The sequence below is a fragment of the Kribbella sp. NPDC004536 genome, assembly GCF_042873835.1.
Taxonomy (GTDB): Bacteria; Actinomycetota; Actinomycetes; order Propionibacteriales; family Kribbellaceae; genus Kribbella.
This window is the reverse complement of sequence record NZ_JBIALY010000005.1, coordinates 20,428-41,586: the sequence shown is the minus strand read 5'-3', so window position 1 is coordinate 41,586 and position 21,159 is coordinate 20,428. Positions and strand designations below refer to the sequence as shown.

General features: G+C 69.6%; 16 protein-coding genes. 9 read left to right on the top strand and 7 right to left on the bottom strand.

The features are described from left to right. The first annotated feature begins 74 nt into the window (after positions 1–74). Positions 75–764, top strand: a complete 690-nt coding sequence (locus tag ACFYRU_RS36120; protein WP_387667535.1) for a DUF998 domain-containing protein — start codon at positions 75–77, stop codon at positions 762–764. Here ACFYRU_RS36120 and ACFYRU_RS36115 read toward each other — a convergent pair. Then, on the bottom strand, positions 761–2,338 hold the full coding sequence (locus ACFYRU_RS36115; protein WP_387667532.1) for an HD domain-containing phosphohydrolase: 1,578 nt from the start codon (positions 2,336–2,338) through the stop codon (positions 761–763). The two genes, ACFYRU_RS36120 and ACFYRU_RS36115, sit on opposite strands and share 4 nt — an antisense overlap. An 89-nt stretch (positions 2,339–2,427) precedes the next feature. Here ACFYRU_RS36115 and ACFYRU_RS36110 point away from each other — a divergent pair, with 89 nt between their 5' ends. From ACFYRU_RS36110 to ACFYRU_RS36090, 5 genes are all read left to right on the top strand, one after another. After that, positions 2,428–4,731 (top strand): ATP-binding protein, encoded by a 2,304-nt coding sequence (locus tag ACFYRU_RS36110; RefSeq protein ID WP_387667529.1) that lies wholly within the window; start codon positions 2,428–2,430, stop codon positions 4,729–4,731. 298 nt (positions 4,732–5,029) lie between these two features. Continuing rightward, positions 5,030–8,581, top strand: a complete 3,552-nt coding sequence (gene dnaE, locus ACFYRU_RS36105) for a DNA polymerase III subunit alpha (protein WP_387667527.1) — start codon at positions 5,030–5,032, stop codon at positions 8,579–8,581. 113 nt (positions 8,582–8,694) lie between these two features. Continuing rightward, positions 8,695–9,225: a hypothetical protein gene (locus ACFYRU_RS36100; RefSeq protein ID WP_387667524.1), complete on the top strand. Its 531-nt coding sequence runs from the start codon at positions 8,695–8,697 to the stop codon at positions 9,223–9,225. Positions 9,226–9,272: 47 nt separating this feature from the next. Next, a complete protein-coding gene (locus ACFYRU_RS36095; protein WP_387667522.1) occupies positions 9,273–11,156 on the top strand; it encodes a DUF3352 domain-containing protein in 1,884 nt (627 codons plus the stop codon). Between the two features lie 119 nt (positions 11,157–11,275). Then, positions 11,276–11,647, top strand: coding sequence for a VOC family protein (locus tag ACFYRU_RS36090; RefSeq protein WP_387667519.1), 372 nt, complete (start codon positions 11,276–11,278; stop codon positions 11,645–11,647). Here ACFYRU_RS36090 and ACFYRU_RS36085 read toward each other — a convergent pair. Further along, complete coding sequence (locus ACFYRU_RS36085) at positions 11,644–12,345, bottom strand: SDR family oxidoreductase (protein WP_387667517.1); 702 nt, start codon at positions 12,343–12,345, stop codon at positions 11,644–11,646. The genes ACFYRU_RS36090 and ACFYRU_RS36085 overlap by 4 nt on opposite strands. Positions 12,346–12,446: 101 nt before the next feature. On the opposite strand from ACFYRU_RS36085, the gene ACFYRU_RS36080 reads away from it, so the two are divergent. Continuing rightward, entirely contained in the window at positions 12,447–13,316 is an 870-nt protein-coding gene (locus tag ACFYRU_RS36080) for a LysR family transcriptional regulator (RefSeq protein WP_387667515.1), read from the top strand. A gap of 19 nt (positions 13,317–13,335) precedes the next feature. Beyond that, positions 13,336–14,475: a serine hydrolase domain-containing protein gene (locus tag ACFYRU_RS36075; RefSeq protein WP_387667512.1), complete on the top strand. Its 1,140-nt coding sequence runs from the start codon at positions 13,336–13,338 to the stop codon at positions 14,473–14,475. 2 nt (positions 14,476–14,477) lie between these two features. Here the strand turns inward: ACFYRU_RS36075 and ACFYRU_RS36070 are convergent, their stop codons facing one another. The 4 genes from ACFYRU_RS36070 to ACFYRU_RS36055 form a co-directional block, all read right to left on the bottom strand. Continuing rightward, positions 14,478–15,047, bottom strand: a complete 570-nt coding sequence (locus tag ACFYRU_RS36070) for a dihydrofolate reductase family protein (RefSeq protein ID WP_387667509.1) — start codon at positions 15,045–15,047, stop codon at positions 14,478–14,480. 67 nt (positions 15,048–15,114) lie between these two features. Next, a complete protein-coding gene (recQ, locus tag ACFYRU_RS36065) occupies positions 15,115–16,950 on the bottom strand; it encodes a DNA helicase RecQ (RefSeq protein ID WP_387667507.1) in 1,836 nt (611 codons plus the stop codon). Between the two features lie 10 nt (positions 16,951–16,960). Beyond that, positions 16,961–17,833, bottom strand: a complete 873-nt coding sequence (locus tag ACFYRU_RS36060) for a helix-turn-helix domain-containing protein (protein ID WP_387667505.1) — start codon at positions 17,831–17,833, stop codon at positions 16,961–16,963. A 35-nt stretch (positions 17,834–17,868) separates the two neighbouring features. Next, positions 17,869–18,888 (bottom strand): SAM-dependent methyltransferase, encoded by a 1,020-nt coding sequence (locus ACFYRU_RS36055; RefSeq protein WP_387667503.1) that lies wholly within the window; start codon positions 18,886–18,888, stop codon positions 17,869–17,871. Between the two features lie 120 nt (positions 18,889–19,008). Here ACFYRU_RS36055 and ilvD point away from each other — a divergent pair, with 120 nt between their 5' ends. Then, positions 19,009–20,859 (top strand): dihydroxy-acid dehydratase, encoded by a 1,851-nt coding sequence (gene ilvD, locus ACFYRU_RS36050; protein ID WP_387667501.1) that lies wholly within the window; start codon positions 19,009–19,011, stop codon positions 20,857–20,859. Here ilvD and ACFYRU_RS36045 read toward each other — a convergent pair. Then, positions 20,856–21,158 (bottom strand): type II toxin-antitoxin system PemK/MazF family toxin, encoded by a 303-nt coding sequence (locus tag ACFYRU_RS36045; protein WP_387667500.1) that lies wholly within the window; start codon positions 21,156–21,158, stop codon positions 20,856–20,858. The two genes, ilvD and ACFYRU_RS36045, sit on opposite strands and share 4 nt — an antisense overlap. Position 21,159 lies beyond the last annotated feature (1 nt).

Below are 21,159 nucleotides of genomic sequence, written 5' to 3'. Positions count from 1 at the left end.
TAGGAATTCCAGCGGGAACGCACATGAGGTGAACGCCTCATGACGGCAGCGGTACGGCGGACGACTCTGGCGGCATGAACGACGTACGGAGAGGTCTCGCGGCGGCCGTGATCGCCGCACAGTTGCTGTTCGCCGGGGGCTGGCTGGTCCTTGGCGCAACCGAAGGCCACGGCTATTCGGCCGCGCGTCACGACATCAGCGACCTCGGCGCACTGACCGCACAGCATGCGACGGCGTACCGGCTTGTCTGCGGGATCGCGGGCTTCGTGACGATCGCCTTCGCGCTCCTCGCACTGCGCCCGAGTCTGCGATCCGGGGGCCGGGCAGGTGTCGCCGGTGCCTGGCTGGTCGCGCTGTCGCTGCCAGGTCTCGACACGATGAGCGACGCGTTCTTCCAGCTCGACTGCCGCGCCGCCGACGCCGGATGTACGCCGTCGGACGCGTTCGGGTCGTGGCACGGCAAGGCGCATCTGATCTCGTTCGTGATCTCGGCGCTGGCCACCGTCGCAGCACCGTTCGTACTGTCCCGAGCAATGCGCCGCGTCGACGGCTGGCGTGAACTGGCCACACCGACCCGGACGTTCGGGATCTTGACGGTCGTCCTGCTGGCGGCGACGGGCGCGACCTCAGGTACGGCAGTACAGGGCCTGACGCAACGGCTGGCAGCGATCGTGATCACGGCGGCCGTCGCCTTCCTCGGTTGGCAGGTGCTCCACCTGACCAACCGGTCGTCCCGGACGGCCACGCTGATGGCCGGGCGTTAGCGCCGCCGGACCGGATCCGGTTCGAAGCTGCCGACGAGGCCGTGTCTGGTCGCGAAGAGGGTCGCCGCGGCGCGGCTGCTCACGCCGAGCTTCGTGTAGACGTGCTCGACATGGTTCGACACGGTCTTGGGCGTGACGCCGAGTTCCCGGGCGATCTGCTTGTTCGGCCGGCCGCGGGCGAGCAGCGTCAGCACCTCGACCTCGCGGCCGGTGAGTCCCGCCGGGCCTTCCCGGCGCGCGGTGGCCCGGTGCCCGGCGGCCCGCAGGACCGCCTCGCACGCGTCCGCGTCGAGGCGTCCCGCGCGTACTTCGGAGCGGAGTTCGGCGGCGGCGTCGTCGCCGGTTCGGGGCTCCCGGTGCGGACGCGGCTCGGTCATCGCGTGGTACGCATCCGCGGCGGCCAGGATCCGGTCGGCGGCTGTCAGCGAAGCCGCCGTGAGGCCACGCGGGTAGCCCGAACCGTCGAGCCGCTCGTGATGGCGTTCGGCGATCGTCCGGCTCGGTGCGATCGCCGCGATGCCGAGCAGCATCTTGCCGGTCAGGTACGGATGCAGGTCGACGCGGTCACGTTCGACGGCGGTGAGCGGTCCCCGCTTGTCCCAGATCGTGTTCGAGACGCCGAGCCGCCCGAGGTCGTGCAGCAGGCCGGCGCGGTACAGCCGGGTCCGGTCCGCGTCCGGAAGACCCGCGAGCCTGGCCGCTTCGGCGGCGAGGTTGGCAACGCCTCGCGAGTGACCCGCGTGGTACGGCGACTTGAGGTCGACCAGATCGGCCATGGCCTCGAGGACCTCGTCGAGCTCGGTCCCTGAGACGCGGCGCGACAGCCGGGGCTCCGCATCGAGCACCGTGGTCCAATCCGTCGTGTCGACGCCGGAGAGCACCTCGTCCGCCTGCCGGACGAACAGGTCGGCCAGGCGGGGATCGAACAGCGACCCGGAGTGCTTGCGCGCGGTCTCGGCCGCCGCAGGTACGCCGTGCCGCCGGGCCATCACCTCGATCGGGCCCGCCAACTGGACACACCGTGACGGCAGACTGATGTCCGTACGCGACAGATGCATCGGGACGCCCTTCCCGTCCCACTGCTCGTAGGCCTGCCGCAATGCGGCCACGGCTGCCGGACTGAGCCCGATCCGCGCCGCGAACTCCGAGCCGAGCGTGGCGTGGGTGGTGAGCCACGACTCGACCGTTCGCTTCCCGGTGACCGGGAAGGCGGCGAGACGCTTGACCCGGTCCAGCGCGCTGCCGTGCGTTCCGAGCCGGCTCAGGATGAAGGCGGCCGTCTGTACGGTGTTCATCGCGAGCATCTCGTAGCTGTCGCCCTTGAAGGAGATGTCGTCGCCGAACCACTGAGCCTGCTCCGCGGCGTCGGCATGGCAGTAGGCGTTCATCAGCAGACCGAGGTAATACGTCGCCTCCCGCTCGGTGTCGGCGGCACCTGCCAGGTCGGCCAGTCGCAACGCGATCACGGTCTGCCGCAGGCAGTGCTCCATCGGCTGGCCCAGTCCCAGGTCGGCAGCGTACGACAGGGTCGCCACCAGTTCGGCGATCCTGACGCTTCCCTCGGCGCCCGCCATGTCCCGAGTGTGCGCCGCCAGGTCCCGAGTCCGGAACAGTTGCCGCCGAGCCGCGCGACCAGGCGGCGTCCCGGCCGTAGGCTGAGGCCATGGAGGGATCTCGGCGCGCCGGGGGGCGTGGGCGGCTGCCCGCTGAGGTCACGAGCTTTGTGGGGCGGCAGCGTGAGCTGGCGGACACCAGGCGGCTGCTGGCGAGCAGTCGCCTGCTGACGCTGACCGGGCCCGCCGGGGTCGGGAAGACCCGGCTCGCGGTCCGGATGGCCACGGAGGTGAAGCGGACTTTCGCCGACGGGGTCTGGTTCGTCGAGCTGGACGCGTTGCGGGACCCGGCTCTGCTCGGCCACACGCTGGCCGAGGCACTCGACCTGATCCAGGTGTCGGCCAGTCCGGACGCGGACGTCGCGGAGTTCCTGGAGAACAAGCACCTGCTGCTCGTGCTCGACAACTGCGAGCACGTGGCCGAGGCCTGCGCGGTACTGGTCGGCAAGCTGCTGGCCGCCGCGCCCCGGCTCCGGATCCTCGCGACCAGCCGGCACGTACTCGGCGTCGAGGGCGAGCAGATCGTCGCGGTGCCGCCGTTGCCGACGCCGCCGGCCGAGGTACCGCCGACGGACGCCGATCAGTACGAGGCCGTGCAGCTGTTCACCGAGCGGGTCCGGGCGGTCGTGCCGGAGTTCGTCGTCGACGACGCCAACCGGGCGCTGGTGATCGAGGTGTGCCGGCAGCTGGACGGCGTACCGCTGGCGCTCGAACTCGCGGCGGTCTGGATGCGGACGCTGTCGCTGCCGCAGATCCACGACCGGCTCGCGGACCGCGTCCGGCTGCTGCTCGGCGACCAGTCGACGGACGGGCCGCACCCGAAGGCGCTCGAGGCCGCGATCGGCTGGAGCTACGACCTGTGCTCTCCGGGGGAACGGCTGCTCTGGGAACGCCTGTCGGTCTTCTCCGGCGGCTTCGACCTGGACGGCGCGGAAGCAGTCTGTTCGGGCGACGGCATCGAACCCGACGACGTCCTCGGGCTGGTCGCCGGCCTGATGAACAAGTCGATCATCACCCGCACGCCGGCGAGCTCGCCGGCGGTCGCCGGGTACGACATGTTGCTGACGATCTCGCAGTACGGCGCGACCCGGCTGGGCGACCGGACCCGCGCGTACCAGTACCGGCACCGCGACTACTACCGGACGCTGACCGCGCAGTGGGCGACGGACTCGTTCGGTCCGCGACAGGCCGACCTGTTCCTGCGGACCAGGCGCGAACATCACAACCTCCGGACGGCGATCGGCTTCAGTCTGGCCGAACCGGGTGAGGAGCCCGTCGCGCTGGAGCTCGCAGCGCCGATCTGGACCTTCTGGTTCGCCGGTCTGCTCCGCGAGGGTCTGCTGTACCTCACCCGTGCGATCGAGGCGGCGCCGGAAGCGACGCCGCGGCGTGCCTTCGGTCTGCTGGCCGGCTGCCAGCTCGCGATGTTCCTCGGCGAGGCGGAGCTGTTCGGGCGCTGGATCGCCGAGTGCGCCGAGCTCGCCGGGGCCTACGACGACGACCGTCTCCGGGCGGGGGTCGCCGAGGTGTCCGGGCACGAGCTGATCTACGCGGGCCGCCTCGACGACGCGCTCGGTGAGCTGGAGAGCGCGTTGGCCGGGTTTCGTGCGGCCGGCGACCGGCACGGCGAGTTCAACTGCCTGCATCTGCTCACCCTGGCCACGTTCTTCCTGGCAGATCCCCGGGTCGAGGACTTCAGCCGGGAGGCGTACCGGCTGGCCGAGTCGAGCGGTGCGGTCCAGTCAGCGGCGTACGCGCTCTGGGGTACGGGCGTGGTCGAGTGGCGCGACCACGGCCGGTACGAGGTGGCGACGCGGCACTTCCGGGACGCGATCAGGTCGTTGCGGCCGTTCAACGACCGGACCGGGATCGGCTTCTGCGTCCAGGCGCTGTCCTGGTGTGCCGGCGCTGAGGAGCCGGACGAACGGGCCGCGCGGCTGATGGGCGCCGCGCGGGCGGTCTGGCGGAGTGGGGTGATCGTCAAGGAGACGACGCCGTACAGCAGACTCGACGACCTGACCCGCGAGCAGATCCGGGCCGCGATCGGCGATGCTGCGTTCACGGCCGCATACCAGCTCGGCGCGGGCTACACGTTCGAACAGACCGTCGCGCTCGCGCTGGGCGAGGAGGTCCGCGACCGGCGTGCACGGGCCCGTCCGGTGGGTCGGCTGACGCCCCGGGAGCACGAGGTCGCCGTACTGATCGGCGACGGCCTGAGCAACCGCGAGATCGCGGCCCGGCTGACGGTGTCCCGCCGGACCGCGGAGACCCATGTCGAACACATCCTCGGCAAGCTCGGCTTCAGCTCGCGCAGCCAGATCGCCCGCTGGGTCGCGGACCACCCACGTACGTAGTCACATCCGTAGCACTACCGATGCGCATGGTCACCCGGCCGCGCGACGCTGGTGGCAACGTTGGTGTGCCACAACGTTGCCGCGGTTCCCCCCTCCGCGGCGAGGTCGCCCGGGTCCCTCCACACAGGGCGGCCTGTTGGTCGACCTGGCGCCCCGAGACCCCGGGCTGCGCCAGGCCCGCCCCTCTCCGGATAGCGTGCGGTCACCGGCCGGCCGGTGCGCCGATTCTGAACTGTCCGAGGGCCCGCATAGGCTGTAGCGGTTCATCTGAATCGCGCCCTGGGAGGTCTGCGTCGATATGGCGTCCAGCGACAGTTTCGTGCATCTCCACGTGCACACCGAGTACTCGATGCTGGACGGCGCCGCGCGGATCGACGAGTTGTTCAAGACCGCCCAGGAGGCCGGTATGCCGGCCCTGGCGACCACCGACCACGGCTACGTGTTCGGGGCCTACGAGTTCTGGAAGACCGCGAAGAAGTACGACGTCAAGCCGATCATCGGCGTCGAGGCGTACCTGACCCCGCAGACGCACCGCACCGAGCGGAAGCGGATCCGCTGGGGCGACGCGAGCAACAACAGCTCCGACGACGTCTCCGGCGGCGGTTCGTACACGCACATGACGCTGCTGGCCAAGAACACCGGCGGTATGCACAACCTGTTCAAGATGGCGTCGCTGGCCAGCCTCGAGGGCTACTACTTCAAGCCCCGGCTGGACCGCGAGCTGCTGCAGACCTACGGCCAGGGCCTGATCGCGACCACCGGCTGCGTGGGTGGCGAGGTGCAGACGAAGCTGCGGCTCGGGCAGTACAAGGAGGCCGTCGAGGCGGCCGCGGAGTTCCGGGACATCTTCGGCGCGGAGAACTTCTACTGCGAGGTGATGGACCACGGGATCGAGATCGAGCGGCGGACCCAGCAGGACCTGCTCCGGCTGGCCAAGGACCTGAACCTGCCGCTGGTCGCCACCAACGACCTGCACTACACCCACCAGGCGGACGCGACCGCGCACGCCGCGCTGCTCTGCGTCCAGTCGGCCTCGACGCTGTCGGACCCGAACCGGTTCAAGTTCGACGGCACCGAGTTCTACCTGAAGACCCCGGCCGAGATGCGCGAGGTCTGGAAGGAGCTCCCGGAGGCGTGTGACAACACGCTGCTGATCGCGGAGCAGTGCGAGGTCGGCTTCACCGAGGGCGAGGGCCGGTTCATGCCGCGCTTCCCCTGCCCGGAGGGACACAACGAGGAGTCCTGGTTCGTCGCCGAGGTCGAGACCGGCCTGCACCACCGGTACCCGGCCGGCATCCCGGACGACGTCCGCAAGCGCACCGACTACGAGATCGAGGTCATCGTCTCGAAGGGGTACGCGGGCTACTTCCTGGTCGTCGCCGACTTCATCAACTGGGCCAAGGCGAACGGCATCCGGGTCGGCCCGGGCCGTGGTTCCGGTGCGGGTTCGATGTGCGCGTACGCGATGAAGATCACCGACCTCGACCCGCTGCTGCACGGTCTGTTCTTCGAGCGCTTCCTGAACCCGGAACGCATGTCGATGCCCGACTTCGACATCGACTTCGACGACCGCCGCCGCCCCGAGGTGATCCGGTACGTCACCGAGAAGTACGGCGACGACCGGGTCGCGATGATCGTCACGTACGGCACCATCAAGGCCAAGCAGGCGATCAAGGACGCCGGCCGGGTGCTGGACTACCCGTTCGCGATGGGCGACCGGATCACCAAGGCGATGCCGCCGGCGGTGATGGGCAAGGACGTGCCGCTGTCCGGCATCTTCGACCCCTCTCACAAGCGGTACTCCGAGGCCGGCGAGTTCCGCACGCTGTACGAGGGCGACCAGGACGTCCGCAAGATCGTCGACACCGCCCGCGGCCTCGAGAACCTGAAGCGCCAGTGGGGTGTGCACGCGGCCGGCGTGATCATGTCCAGCGAGCCGCTGATCGAGCTGATCCCGATCATGCGCCGCGAGCAGGACGGCCAGATCATCACCCAGTTCGACTACCCGAGCTGCGAGACGCTCGGCCTGGTCAAGATGGACTTCCTCGGCCTGCGCAACCTGACGATCATGGACGACGCGGTCAAGAACATCGAGGCCGCGCACGGCATCACGGTCGACCTCGACAAGCTGAGCAAGGACCTCGACGACAAGCCGACCTACGACCTGCTCGCGCGCGGTGACACGCTCGGCGTGTTCCAGTTCGACGGCGGCCCGATGCGGGCGCTGCTGCGGCTGATGAAGCCGGACAACTTCGAGGACATCTCCGCGAGTACGGCGCTGTACCGGCCAGGCCCGATGGGCGCGAACAGCCACACCAACTACGCGCTCCGCAAGAACGGCCAGCAGGAGATCAGCTACCCGCACCCGGAGCTGGCCGAGGCACTCGAGCCCGTCCTCGGTATCACCTACGGCCTGATCGTGTATCAGGAGCAGGTGATGGAGATCGCCCAGCGCCTGGCCGGGTACTCGCTCGGCAAGGCGGACCTGCTCCGCCGCGCGATGGGCAAGAAGAAGCGCGAGGTCCTGGACGCCGAGTACGTCGGCTTCTCCGAGGGCATGAAGGCGAACGGGTACTCGGAGGCGTCGATCAAGGCGCTCTGGGACATCCTGCTGCCGTTCTCCGACTACGCGTTCAACAAGGCGCACTCCGCCGCGTACGGCCTGGTCTCGTACTGGACCGCGTACATGAAGGCGAACTACCCGGCCGAGTACATGGCTGCTGTCCTGACGTCGGTGAAGGACGACAAGGACAAGATGGCGATCTACCTGAACGAGTGCCGCCGGATGGGCATCAAGGTGCTGCCGCCGGACGTCAACGAGTCCGATTCGAACTTCACCCCGGTCGGTACCGACATCCGCTTCGGCCTGTCCGCGATCCGCAACGTCGGCGTGAACGTGGTCGCCGAGATCGTCGCGGCCCGCGAGGACAAGGGCCGGTTCACCGACTTCGTCGACTTCATCGACAAGGTCTCGCTGCCGGTCTGCAACAAGCGCGTGATCGAGTCGCTGACCAAGGCCGGCTCGTTCGACTCGATGGGGCACGCACGGCGCGCGGTCGTCGCCGTGCACGAGCAGGCCGTCGACGAGGCCATCGACCTGAAGCGGAACGAGGCGCACGGCCAGTTCGACCTGTTCTCGATGGGTGACGACGACACCGACGAGGGCGAGGGCAACAGCCGGCTCACCGTCACCGTCCCCGAGATCGAGGAATGGGACAAGGCGACCAAGCTGGCGCACGAGCGCGACATGCTCGGGCTGTACGTGTCCGACCACCCGCTGTTCGGTGTCGAGCACGTGCTCACCAACGGCTCGGACTGCACGATCGGTCAACTGCTCGCCGACGAGGACCGGCCGGACGGCAGCCGGGTGACGATCGGCGGGCTGGTCACCGCGGTCCAGCGGAAGGTGAACAAGCGCGGCGACATCTACGCGATCGTCACCATCGAGGACCTCGAAGGTTCCATCGAGGTGATGATGTTCTCCTCGGCGTACCAGTTGCACGCGCACCTGCTGACCAACGACGCGATCATCCTGATGAAGGGCCGCGTCCGCCGCCGCGAGGACCGCCTGGAGCTGAGCGGCGACGAGGTCGTCGTCCCCGACCTCACCGAAGGCCCGAGCGGCCCGGTCGTCCTCACCATGCCGGTCAACCGGTGCACCCCACCGGTCGTCGACTCGCTCCGCGACATCCTCCAGTCCCACCCCGGCATGACCGAGGTCCACCTCCGCCTCCAGGCCCGCCAGAAAACCACCGTCATGCGCATCGGCGACCGCTTCCGCGTAACCCCCACCTCCTCCCTGATGGCCGACCTAAAAGCCCTCCTCGGCCCCTCCTGCCTGGCCAGCTGACAGCCATGCGTCACACTGGCGTCGTGAGTCAACCGGAGTCGTCGCAATCTTTGCCTTATGGGGTGCCGCTGTCGGGTCGGCCGGTCGGGGGGCCGGGGGTCGAGGAGCCGCGGATGCCTTGGGCCAAGGCTGTGGTGGTGACGGTGGTGGTGTTCTTGGTGGCGGGGGTGGTTGCCGGGTGGGCCTGGCAGCAGTTCTCGCCGTTGGCGCAGTACACCGTGGACGATCGCGGCGGCTCGCTCGGTGAGGAGCAGATGACGCGGATCTTCGGGCCGGACGGGACGTTCACCGCGATCGGGTTCGTCGGTGCGGTCGTGCTCGGGGGCGCACTGTTCTGGTGGCTGCGGAACTACGGTCCGTGGTCGGTCGCGATCGTGACGCTCGGGGCCTGCCTCGGGTCGGGCGTTTCGTGGGGTGTCGGGATGCTGCTCGGGCACGACCCGCTGGATGCGCGGCTGCGGGCGGCGCACCCGGGTGACCTGGTCGCGGCGCCGTTGGAGCTGCATACGTGGACGCCGGCGGTGTCGTGGCTGGTCGGTGCGGCGCTGGTGTGCGCGGTCATCGCGGCCGCGTCCTGGCGGGCCGATCCGGTTGCAACCACTCCGCAACCTGCTGCGTCGGAACCTGGACCGCCGGTCCACTAACCTTTGTTGGTCCGGCGGTGAGGCCACCGGAGCCAGCGAGGGAGCATATGTCCGACCAGAACCAGCCGCCGAGGTACCCAGGTCCCGGTGGTCAGCAGCCGCAGAACTTCCGCCCCCAGCAGGGTCCCCAGGGCCAGCAGTACGGCGGCCCCCAGCAACAGCGCCCACCGCAGCCGGGTCAGCCGCAGCCGGGTCAGCCGCAGCCGGGCCAGCCGCAGCCGGGCCAGCCGCAGCCGGGCCAGCCGCAGCCGGGCCGGCAGTACGGCGGTCCGCAGCAAGGGCAGCCGCACCCGGGTGGCCCGCAGTACGGAGGCCCGCAGCACAACGGTCCGCAGTACGGGCAGCCGAGCGGCCCGGGTCCGCAGTACGGTGCGCCTCAGCAGGGCGGCCCGCAGTACGGGCAGCCGGGGCAGGGGTCGTACGAGCAGCTGCACGTCGGTGGACAGCCCCCGCAAGGCCCCGGTTTCGGTGGTCCGCAGCAGTGGCAGCCGGAGCCGAAGAAGAAGCGCGGCAAGCTGATCCCGATCGTCGCGGCGCTCGCGATGGTGCTGGTGGTCGCCGGCGGCGGGATCTTTGCCTACGGCAAGCTCGGCGGCGGCGGTAAGCAGCCGGCCGACGTACTGCCCGGCACCGCGGTCGGCTACGCCCGCGTCGACCTGAACCCGTCCGCGGGCCAGAAGGTGAACGCGATCCGGTTCCTGATGAAGTTCCCGTCGGTGAAGGACAACCTCGGCCTCACCGGCGACCAGGACGACCTGAAGCAGAAGCTGTTCGAGCAGATCAAGAAGTCGGCCGGCGACGACCTCGCGGACGTCGACTACGCCAAGGACATCAAGCCGTGGCTGGGTGACCGCGCCGGGTTCGCCGCGCTGCCGCCGGCCGAGGGCAAGAGCTCGCCGGTCCCGATCGTCGCCGTCCAGGTGAAGGACCAGGACGCCGCGAACAAGGGCATGGACAAGCTGCTCGCCAAGGAGGACGACAAGCCGGGCCGCGCGTTCACCGACGGCTACATGATCCTCGGCGAGAACCAGGCGACCGTCGACTCGGCCGTGGCCGCCGCGAAGGACAGCCCGCTGAGCAAGAACGCCAAGTACAAGGCCGACATGGACAAGCTCGGCGAGCAGGGCTTCGTCTCGGGCTGGGCGGACATGAAGGCGATCGCGTCGCTGAGCGGCAAGGTCGACTCGAGCCAGCTGGCCGGTCTCGGTGACGCCACCGCCGCGGTGGCGCTGCGCTTCGACTCGTCGTACGTCGAGCTCAAGGGCATCGCGCACGGCGACAAGAGCGTCAAGGTCGGTTCCGCCGACGCCGGTGACCTGGTCACCAAGCTGCCGGACAGCACCGCCGGTGCGATCGCGATCTCCGGTGGCGACAGCCTGATCGACGCGGCCTGGCAGCAGATGCAGAAGACCGGTGGTGACAAACTGCAGCCGATGATCGACCAGATCGCCGAGGAGACCGGCCTGCAGCTGCCGGACGACCTGAAGGCACTGGCCGGCAAGAACGTCGCGGCCGTGATCGACAAGGAGACCGACAGCGGCCCGAAGGTCGCGCTCCGGATGGAGACCGATCCGTCGAAGGCGGAGCCGGTGGTGCAGAAGCTGACCACGCTGCTGCACGAGCGGTCGTCGGCGAACATCCCGATCGAGACCGCCAAGGACGGCGACTCGCTGGTCGTCGCGACCAGCAAGGACTACGCCGAGCAGGTGCTCAAGGGCGGCAACCTCGGTTCGACGGACGGCTTCAAGCAGGCGCTGCCGGACACCAAGGGCGCGGTGATGATCGGGTACGTCGACTTCGGCGCGCTCGGCACCTTCAGCGAGCGGTTCGGCGAGAACAAGGACCTGGACGCGCTGAAGTCGGCCGGCATCGTGGCCCGCTCCACCGGCGCCGGCGAGGCCGAGTACACCGTACGGGTCGTCGCCAAGTAACCACCGTCCCGAGGGAACCCCGGACCAGACGGTCCGGGGTTTTCTTTGCCGACCGATGTCGAAAACGCCGAAGCGGCTTCTACCTCTGGGTGTAAGCACCCCCTGAGAGGAGCAGCACGATGAACTACATCAGCGAGATCCGGACCGTCGGCGTACCGGTGAGCGACCAGGACCAGGCGCTGGCGTTCTACACCGGGACGCTGGGCTTCGAAGTACAGCTGGACGTCCCGCTGCCGCAGTTCGGCGGCCGCTGGCTGGTGGTCGGACCCACCGGTGGCGGCGCGACCATCGCTCTGGTACCCGCGAGTGACGGCAACCCGGCCGGCGTCGACACCGGCATCCGGCTGGGCAGCCCGGACGCGAAGGCCGCGCACCAGCACTTCCTGGACGCCGGCGTCGACACCGACGAACTGCTCGAGTGGCCTGGCGTCCCGCCGATGTTCAGCCTCCGCGACCAGGACGGCAACCGCCTCTACATCTCCCAGATCTAGACGAGGACGTGTCCGCCGTCGACGCTGACGATCGAGCCGGTCGCGTACGGCTGGTTCATCAGGTAGACGTAGGCGGCGGCGATGTCCTCGGGTTCGCCGACCCGCTGGACCGGAAGGTGGTCGGCGGTCGCGTCGTAGTCGAGCCCGTCCCGCCACAGCGGCGTACGGACGACGCCGGGTTTGACCGCGTTGACGCGGAGCGGGGCGAGTTCGACGGCGAGGGCGCGGACGAGCGAGTCCATGGCGCCGCAGATGCTGGCGGCGACCGACCAGCCCGGTCCGGGGCGGTCGCCGGCGGCGCCGGTCGTCAGTACGACGGAACCGCCCGGCCGCAGTCGCGGTACGGCGGCGCTCACCGCACCGAGTGCACCGAAGTACCGCAGCTCGAACGCCTGCCGTGCCTGGGCGAGGTCCATCGCACCGACCTCCAGCAACGTGAGTGCTTCGCCGGCCGTGAAGACCAGGTGGTCGAACGGATCGAGCCCGGCGAAGAACGCCGCCACGGCGGCCGAATCGGTGAGGTCGACGGCCTGGCCGGCCGCCGACGACGGGAGCTCCGCCAGTGCCCGCCGCACCGACGAAGGGTTGCTGGAGGCAACGATCACGCTCGCGCCCTGCTCGGCGGCGAGCTGGGCGGTGGCCAGGCCGATGCCCGAGGTACCACCGAGGACGACGACGCGCTGGTCCTGCAGGGTCACAGTACTGCCTTTCGTGGTAGGGATTTCGCCTTCCACGATGCGGCCGCCCGGCTCGGTGCGTCCAAGACCTGTTCCCACCGCTGTAATACCCTGAAGGTATTATGGATCTGGATCTCCGCAAACTCCGGTACTTCGTGGCCGTCGCCGAGGAACTGCACTTCGGCCGCGCGGCGGAGCGCCTGCACATCGCGCAGCCGGTGCTGTCCCGGCAGATCCGCGCGCTCGAGGACGAGCTCCGGGTGCAGTTGTTCGTCCGGACCAAACGGACGACCGAGCTGACCGCTGCCGGCCGGCAACTGCTCGACGACGCGGGGCCGTTGCTCGCAGCCGCGGACGCGACCCGGCGCCGGGTGGTGCGGGCGGCCCGCGGGCCGCGGACGTTCACGATCGGGTTCATGCCGGGGCTGACCGTGACCGAGGCGGTCCGCGCGTTCGGCGCCACCCATTCCGGCCTGGAGATCGAGCTGATCCGCACGACCTGGGACGACCAGGTCGACGTACTGCACGACGGGCGCGCCGACGTGAGCCTCGTACGGCTGCCGATCGACCAGTCCGGGCTCACCGTCCGGCACTTGTTCGACGAGTCGCGCGTCGCGATGCTCCCGGCCGGCCATCGGCTGGCCGGCAAACCGGTCATCGACATCACCGACCTCGCGGACGAGCACCTGCTGCAGGACCCGGACGCTGTTCCGGAATGGCGCGACATCGCCGTCGAACTCCGCACCCGGACGGCGAAGCCCGTACCCACGATGCGCAGCGTCGAGGAGAAGCTCGAACACGTCGCCGCCGGCCGCGGCATCGCGATCGTCCCGCTGACGGTGGCGACGTTCTACCAGCGCCACGACGTCGTCACGGTGCCGGTCGACAACCTCGCTCCCAACACCGTCTGCCTGGCCTGGGTCGCGAGCCGTCGGTCGCGGCTGCTGCACGAGTTCGCGGATCTGGCGTCGACGGTCACTTGGACGCCGTAGTCGGTGCCATCATCGGAGGATGAGGTGGTGCGCAGCTGCCGTCCTGATGATTGCGCTGGTCGGGTGCTCTGGTGGGGGAGAGGTACCGGTACCCGCGCCGGACACTCCTGCCGCGCTCCCGGCTCCCGGTACGCAGGTCCTCTCGTCCGACAAGGCGCAGGCGCTGCAGAACGCGATCAACCAGATCGTCGAGTTCCCGGACAGCCCGTCCGGTGCGCGCGGTGCGACGGCGGCCGTCGTCACCGATCACTGGACCTGGTCGGGTGCTGTCGGCACGGACAGCCAAGGCAGGCCGTTGCGTGCCGACACGAGTATGGCCGTCGCGAGCATCACGAAGACGTTCATCGCGGCCGAGGTGATGCTCCTTGCCGGCAAGGGCAAACTGAACCTTGAACTCCCGCTCTCGCGCTACGTCCCGCACCGGTTGACCGCGAACGACGCGACCGTACGGCAGTTCCTGTCGATGACCGCCGCCGTACCGGACTACCAGCCGTCCGGCTTCGCCCGGCTGGACGAGGCGTCGGCCGCGGCGCCGGAGAAGCACTGGACGCTCGCGCAGTCGCTGGACTTCGTCGGCGGACACCTCGGCGAGCCGGGACAGGCGTACGTGTACAGCAATCCGGGCTATGTACTGCTCGGCATGCTGATCGAGAAGCTGACCGGACTGCCGCTCGCCGCGGCGCTTCGCCGCGACCTGGCGACACCGGCGGGACTGCGGCACGCGGCCTTCCAGGACGGGGAGAAACCGCAACCACCGGTGGCCGTCGACAGCGACAAGGCCTGCGGGCCGCCCGACGGATACCTGCCGTGCCGTGCGTTCGCCAGCCTGTCGGCCGCCCCGGGTGGACTGGCGGCCGACGCGCCGACGATCGCTCGTTGGGGCTACCAACTGTACGGCGGGCGGGTGATCCCGGCCGACCTCGTCGACCAGATGACCACCAGCGAGGGCGAGTACGGTCTCGGCACGATGCTGTTCACCCAGCAGTTCGGCCTCGGCGAGGCCTTCGGCCACCGCGGCGACATGCCCGACCACACCAGCCTGCTGATCGTCGTCCCCGCCAAACGAGTCGCCATCGCCCTCCTCCTCACCAACGGCGGCCGAAGCATCGACCCCCGCATGGCCGACCTGACAAACGCACTCGCCCCCTTGCTGGGCTGACGTCAGCGGCGCACGCGGTAGCGGAGGTGGGTGGCTCGGGGGGTGTCTATGACGCGGACGATTTCCAGTTCGATGCGGTGGGGGAGGACGTCGAACAGGCGCAGGCCGCTGCCGAAGAGGACTGGGATCTGGCTGAGTTGGAGTTCGTCGAGGACGCCGGCTTGGAGGGCTGCCCGGGCCGTGGCTGCGCCGTGGACCAGGACGTCCTTGTCGCCGGCGACGGCCTTGGCCTGGGCCATGGCGGTCTCGATGTCGCTGACGAAGCGAACCTGCTCGTACGGGATCGACGGTGGGTTGCGGCTCACGACGAACAGCGGTACGCCGTGGTGGTCACCGCCGTAGTAGTCGACCTGCTCGGCCGTCCGACGGCCGACGACGACCGCGCCCGTGGCGTTCAACTCGTCCCAGATCACGCCCGGCTCACCCTCGGGGCGGCCGACTTCACCGTCGGCGTTCTGGTACCACTCGTGCAACCGCATGAAGTCGTCGCCGCCGGGGTTGCCCGGCCGGTCGTCCGGTCCGGCGATGTAGCCGTCGGCGGACATCGACATCAACAGCACTGATGCGGACATGAGCTTCTCCTGGTCTTCAGTGGACTCCTTTGGCTACGCGTCGAAGACCTCCGCCCCGAATCGACATCTACTCCGCGGCAAGTGCCTCCAGTACGCCGTCGCCGTACTTGGCGAGCTTGTTCTCGCCGACACCGCTGATCCGGCCCAGCTCCGTCAGCGACGACGGGAGATCGGTCGCGATCTGCCGCAACGTCGCGTCGTGGAAGATGACGTACGCCGGGACGCCCTGCTCCTTCGCGACCGCACCGCGCCAGGCGCGCAACCGCTCGAACACCGGCGCGGCCTCCGGCGGCAGGTCGACCGCTGCCTTCTTCCCGCCCGACGACCTCGACGAAGCGGTACGGACCCGCTCGGGCTCGCGGCGCATCATCACCTCGCGCCGCCGGCCGAGCACCTCCGCGCTCTCCTCGGTCAGTACGAGCGTGCCGTAGTCGCCCTCGACCGCGAGCAGCCGCAGCGCGAGCAGTTGCCGGACGACGCCACGCCACTCCGGATCCTTCAGTTCGGTGCCGATCCCGAACACGGTCAGCTGGTCGTGCCGGAACTGCTTGACCTTGTCGGTCTCCTTGCCGAGCAGGATGTCGATCAATTGCCCGGCGCCGAACTTCTGACTGCGCTCGTGCTGCAGTCGGTACACCGTGGAGAGCAGCTTCTGCGCCGCGATCGTCCCGTCCCACGACTCGGGCGGCGTCAGGCAGGTGTCGCAGTTCCCACAGGCGTCGCCCTGCTGGCCGAAGTACGCCAGGAGTTGCGAGCGGCGGCACTGCACTGTCTCGCACAACGCGAGCATCGCGTCGAGGTGCGAACTCAGCCGCCGCCGATGCGCAAGATCGCCCTCGGAGGTGTCGATCATCTTGCGTTGCTGCACGACGTCCTGCAGCCCGTACGCCAGCCAGGCCGTCGACGGCTGCCCGTCCCGCCCGGCGCGGCCGGTCTCCTGGTAGTAGCCCTCGACCGACTTCGGCAGATCGAGATGCGCGACGAACCGGACGTCCGGTTTGTCGATGCCCATCCCGAACGCGATCGTCGCGACCACGACCAGCCCGTCCTCACGGAGGAACCGCGCCTGGTTCGCCGCACGGGTCCGGCTGTCCAGGCCGGCGTGGTACGGCAGGGCTTCGATGCCGTTCTGGGTGAGGAAGGCCGCGGTCTTCTCGACGCTGTTCCGGGACAGGCAGTACACGATGCCGGCGTCGCCCGCGTGCTCGGTGCGGAGCAGTTCGAGCAACTGCCGCTGCGGGTTGTCCTTCGGCACGATCCGGTACTGGATGTTCGGCCGGTCGAAGCTCGCGACGAAGTGCTTGGCGTCGCCCAGGTTCAACCGGGTGGCGATCTCGCGGTGCGTCGCCTCGGTCGCCGTCGCGGTCAACGCGATCCGCGGTACGTCCGGCCAGCGCTCGTGCAGCTCCGACAGCATCAGGTAGTCGGGCCGGAAGTCGTGGCCCCACTGCGACACACAGTGCGCCTCGTCGATCGCGAACAGCGCGATCTTGCCCTGGTCGAGCAACCGTACGGTCGCCTCGACCCGCAACCGTTCCGGCGCGAGGTACAACAGGTCGAGCTCACCGGCCAGGAACGCCTGCTCCACCTCACGCCGCTGCTCGAAGTCCTGCGTCGAGTTCAGGAAGCCCGCTCGGACGCCGAGCGCCGTCAACGCGTCGACCTGGTCCTGCATCAACGCGATCAGCGGTGAGATCACCACGCCGACACCGGACCGTACCAGCGAAGGAATCTGGTAGCACAACGACTTCCCGCCACCGGTCGGCATCAGCACCAGCGCGTCGCCGCCCGCGACGACGGTCTCGATGATGTCGGCCTGCTCGCCGCGGAAGGATTCGTACCCGAACACCCGCCGGAGGACCTGAAGGGCTTCGGAATCGGGCAACTCGGTCGTCTCGCTCACCTCGGCGAGTTTAGTGAGATCCCGCGGCCGATGCTGGCACGATCGCCGCAGCCTGTGGATTACTCGGGAGGTTGGGCAGTTCCTCGGCCATCCACTGCCGGGGAGAGCAGCCCGCGATGGCCTGGAACTCGCGGGTCAGGTGCGACTGGTCGGCGAACCCGGCGGCGGCCGCGACGTCGGCGAGCCGCGGCCGGGGGTGCCGACGCAGGTGCGCGGTGACGCGTTCGAACCGCAGGACGCGGGAGGCGACCTTCGGCGCCAGGCCGAACTCGGTGACGAAACGGTCGGTCAGATGCCGCCGGCTCCACCCGACCTCGGACGCCAGCTCCTGGACGCCGATCGCGCCGTTCGACTCGCACAACCTGAGCCACGCCCACCCGAGCTCGGGACGGACCGTCGTCGGGCGGCGGTCCCGCAGCCGCCGCAGCAGTACGCCTTCGAGCAGGTCGAAGCGCCGTTCCCACGTCGAGGCCTCGCGGAGTTGATCCGTCAGCCGAGCGGCTCGGGGCCCGAGCACCGCATCGAGATCGAGGACCACGGAGCCGAGCTCACCAGGTGGCAGCCCGAAGAGCGCCCGCGTGGCGGCGGGAGTGAGGGAGACCTGGACGCCCGTGCGGCTCGCCGTGCCGGCGATCACGACGGCGGTCGAGTGCAGCCCGCCGACCAGTGCGTCGTGCTTCTCGAGCGGACCGCCCGGCCACCGGATGCCCAGCGGCTCGTCGAGCGTGACGACGATCGTGAGGTGCCGGGACGGCAGTCCGCGGTGCACCTCCGGAGGCGGTGCGTCGGACGCGTACCCGATGACGTCGCCGACGTACGGCCGCAGCGCAGGGTGCACCGGCCGGGTCGCGTACCCCATCGTGCCGTGCTCGGTTCCGCCCATGAAAGCAGGCTAGGACAGGCCACCGACAGTTGCGATCAGCCCGGGCGTCGCACGATCACGATCCGCCCGAAATCGGTCTGCGCCACCCGTACCGGCTCGAACCCGGCAGCCATGGTCTCGTCCGTCAGCTCCTCAGCGGTCCGGCCGAACGGGATCCCTTGAGCCTGGGCGACCAGCCGTCGCATGGTGTACGCGGGCCGGGCAGCCTGGTCCGGGACCGGCTCCATCTCTTGCAGGAACAGCAGACCGCCGGGGCGCAGCGCGCGCAGGATCGTCGCGAGCGTCGCGGCCCGGGTCGCCTCGGGGAAGAACGGCTGCGCCCAGAACGCCCCGCCGAACGCGTCCCGCTCGTCGAAGTCGCGGACGTCCGTCGTCCGGATGTCCACCCGGTCGGCCACTCGCTGGGCCGCGGCGCGGAGCCGCGTCTCGGCGGCCACGGTGGGAACGAGTTCGAGCGCGACGGCCTTGAGCTCGGGGAACAATCCGGCCAGCGTCAAGGTCGATCCGGCGACACCACACCCCACGTCGAGCCACCGTTCGGTGCGGACGACGTCGATCAGCTCGGGGAGCTTGGGCAGGAACAGCTGGTCGAACAAGGCCCGGGTGATGCGGGTCGAGTTGCCGCCGGAGGAGCGCGCGACCACCAGCGCGTCGGATTCGGCCAGCGGCAGGGGACCGGCCTCGGCGGTCGCCGGTACCAGCCGCGCCGTCAGCTCGATCCGGTCGAGCAACTCGTCGAGGCCGACCCACGCGTCGTCGGCGGACAGCGCCGCGAACTCCGCCGTCAGCCGGACCGTCTCCTCGCGCCGGCCGACCACGCCGTACGCCTCGAGCACGTCGACGATGTCCGCGACCCGTTCCGGCGTGAGGCCGGAGTACGCCGCCAGGTCCTCGACGGAGCGCGATTCGGTCAGGAAGGCCGTCCACCCCTTGTCGCGTACGGCGGTCAGCAGGTGCAGGACGTACGCGCCGTCCGCCCATGCCTGGAGAGTGCTACGTGCCGTGCCCGCCGACGCGAAGCGGACCATTGGATCGGTGTCCCCAGTTGTGCTCACGCGGCCAAGATACGGTGCCGGGGTGGCGCTGGAGGATCCGTCATCCGGGACCGGCGTACCGCCATCCGGACCGGCGTGGCACTATCGAGAGATACGTACTAGCCGCAAGGAGAGATCGTCGTGCCTGCTCTGAGGTCCCGTACTGTCACCCACGGCCGCAACATGGCGGGCGCCCGCGCGCTCATGCAGGCCTCGGGGGTAGCCCGGGAGGACTTCGGGAAGCCGATCATCGCGGTGGCGAACAGCTTCACCGAGTTCGTCCCCGGTCACACCCACCTGGCCCCGGTCGGCCGGATCGTGTCCGAGGCGATCCACGCGGCCGGCGGAATCGCCCGCGAGTTCAACACGATCGCAGTCGACGACGGGATCGCGATGGGCCACGGCGGCATGCTCTACAGCCTGCCGTCGCGGGACCTGATCGCGGACTCGGTCGAGTACATGGTCGAGGCGCACTGCGCGGACGCCCTGGTCTGCATCTCGAACTGCGACAAGATCACGCCGGGCATGCTGAACGCCGCGCTCCGGCTGAACATCCCGACCGTGTTCGTCTCCGGCGGCCCGATGGAGGCCGGCCGCGCGACGCTGGTCGACGGTACGGTCCGCAAGCTCGACCTGATCGACGCGATGTCCGAGGCCGTCAACGAGAACGTGTCCGACGCCGACATCCTGCGGATCGAGGAGAACGCCTGCCCGACCTGCGGTTCCTGTTCGGGCATGTTCACCGCGAACTCGATGAACTGCCTGACCGAGGCGATCGGCCTGTCGCTGCCCGGCAACGGGTCCGTACTGGCCACCCACACCGCCCGCCGCGCGCTGTACGAGAAGGCCGGCCAGACCGTCGTCGAGATCACCAAGCGGTACTACGACAACGACGACGCCACCGTGCTGCCGCGGAACATCGCGACCAAGGAGGCCTTCGGCAACGCGATGGCCCTGGACATCGCGATGGGCGGATCGACCAACACGATCCTGCACCTGCTGGCTGCCGCGCAGGAGGCCGAGGTCGGCTTCGACCTGGACGACATCAACGCGGTGTCCCGCCGGGTCCCGTGCCTGGCGAAGGTCGCGCCGAACGTCGCCCCGCAGGGCACGTACTACATGGAGGACGTGCACCGCGCCGGCGGCATCCCCGCGATCCTCGGTGAACTGCACCGGGCCGGCCTGCTGAACCAGAACATCCACACCGTGCACAGCGACTCGATCGACGAGTGGCTGAAGACCTGGGACCTGCGCGGCGGTTCGCCGTCGCCGGAGGCCGTCGAGCTGTGGCACGCCGCGCCGGGCTGCAAGCGGTCGGCGACCGCGTTCTCGCAGTCGGAGCGCTGGGAGACCCTGGACACCGACGCGGCGAACGGGTGCATCCGCGACCGCGAGCACGCGTACTCCAAGGACGGCGGTCTCGCCGTACTGAAGGGCAACCTGGCCGTCGACGGCTGTGTCGTGAAGACCGCGGGCGTGGACGAGTCGATCTGGACGTTCGAGGGTCCCGCGGTGGTGTGCGAGTCGCAGGAGCAGGCCGTCGAGAAGATCCTGACCAAGCAGATCCAGCCCGGCGACGTGGTCGTGATCCGCTACGAAGGCCCGAAGGGCGGGCCGGGCATGCAGGAGATGCTGTACCCGACCTCGTACCTGAAGGGCCGCGGCCTCGGCAAGGTCTGCGCGCTGATCACCGACGGCCGGTTCTCCGGTGGTACGTCGGGACTGTCGATCGGGCACGCGTCGCCCGAGGCGGCCTCCGGCGGGACGATCGCGCTGGTCCAGGACGGGGACCGGATCAAGATCGACATCCCGAACCGCTCGATCGAGCTGCTGGTCTCCGACGAGGAGCTGGCCGCCCGCGACGCCGCGCTGAACGGCGTGTACGCGCCGAAGGATCGTGACCGCAAGGTGTCCAGCGCGCTGAAGACCTACGCGGCGATGGCCACCAGCGCCGACAAGGGCGCCGTCCGCGACATCTCCAAACTGGGCTAGAGCTCCAGGTCGAACGCGAGGTTGATCGCCTCGGCCAGGGCGGGTTCCTGGTCGGGGTGGAGGTAGCCGATGAGCCGGCCGAGCTGGCTCTTCGGGATGGTCTGGATGTTGTCGCACGAGATTGCGCTCGGATGGTCCAGGCCGTTGTCCGGGCCGACGAGTACCTCGGTGGACAGGCCGCGGATCGTGCTCGTGATCGGCGCGACCGTGACGTTGGTCAGGCGCGGGCGGATGAGTTCGCGGGTCAGCACCACCACGGGGCGGGGTTTGTCGAGCCGGGCGATGTGCAGTGGACGCACG

Bases quoted from the DNA above. Each gene is read 5' to 3' on its own strand.
- ACFYRU_RS36115 (WP_387667532.1), bottom strand. From the start codon at position 2,338: ATGGCGGGCGCCGAGGGAAGCGTCAGGATCGCCGAACTGGTGGCGACC.
- ACFYRU_RS36060 (WP_387667505.1), bottom strand. From the start codon at position 17,833: ATGGGCGGAACCGAGCACGGCACGATGGGGTACGCGACCCGGCCGGTG.
- ACFYRU_RS36120 (WP_387667535.1), top strand. From the start codon at position 75: ATGAACGACGTACGGAGAGGTCTCGCGGCGGCCGTGATCGCCGCACAG.
- dnaE (WP_387667527.1), top strand. From the start codon at position 5,030: ATGGCGTCCAGCGACAGTTTCGTGCATCTCCACGTGCACACCGAGTAC.
- ACFYRU_RS36095 (WP_387667522.1), top strand. From the start codon at position 9,273: ATGTCCGACCAGAACCAGCCGCCGAGGTACCCAGGTCCCGGTGGTCAG.
- ACFYRU_RS36090 (WP_387667519.1), top strand. From the start codon at position 11,276: ATGAACTACATCAGCGAGATCCGGACCGTCGGCGTACCGGTGAGCGAC.
- ACFYRU_RS36070 (WP_387667509.1), bottom strand. From the start codon at position 15,047: ATGTCCGCATCAGTGCTGTTGATGTCGATGTCCGCCGACGGCTACATC.
- ACFYRU_RS36075 (WP_387667512.1), top strand. From the start codon at position 13,336: ATGAGGTGGTGCGCAGCTGCCGTCCTGATGATTGCGCTGGTCGGGTGC.
- ACFYRU_RS36110 (WP_387667529.1), top strand. From the start codon at position 2,428: ATGGAGGGATCTCGGCGCGCCGGGGGGCGTGGGCGGCTGCCCGCTGAG.
- ACFYRU_RS36100 (WP_387667524.1), top strand. From the start codon at position 8,695: ATGCCTTGGGCCAAGGCTGTGGTGGTGACGGTGGTGGTGTTCTTGGTG.
- ACFYRU_RS36080 (WP_387667515.1), top strand. From the start codon at position 12,447: ATGGATCTGGATCTCCGCAAACTCCGGTACTTCGTGGCCGTCGCCGAG.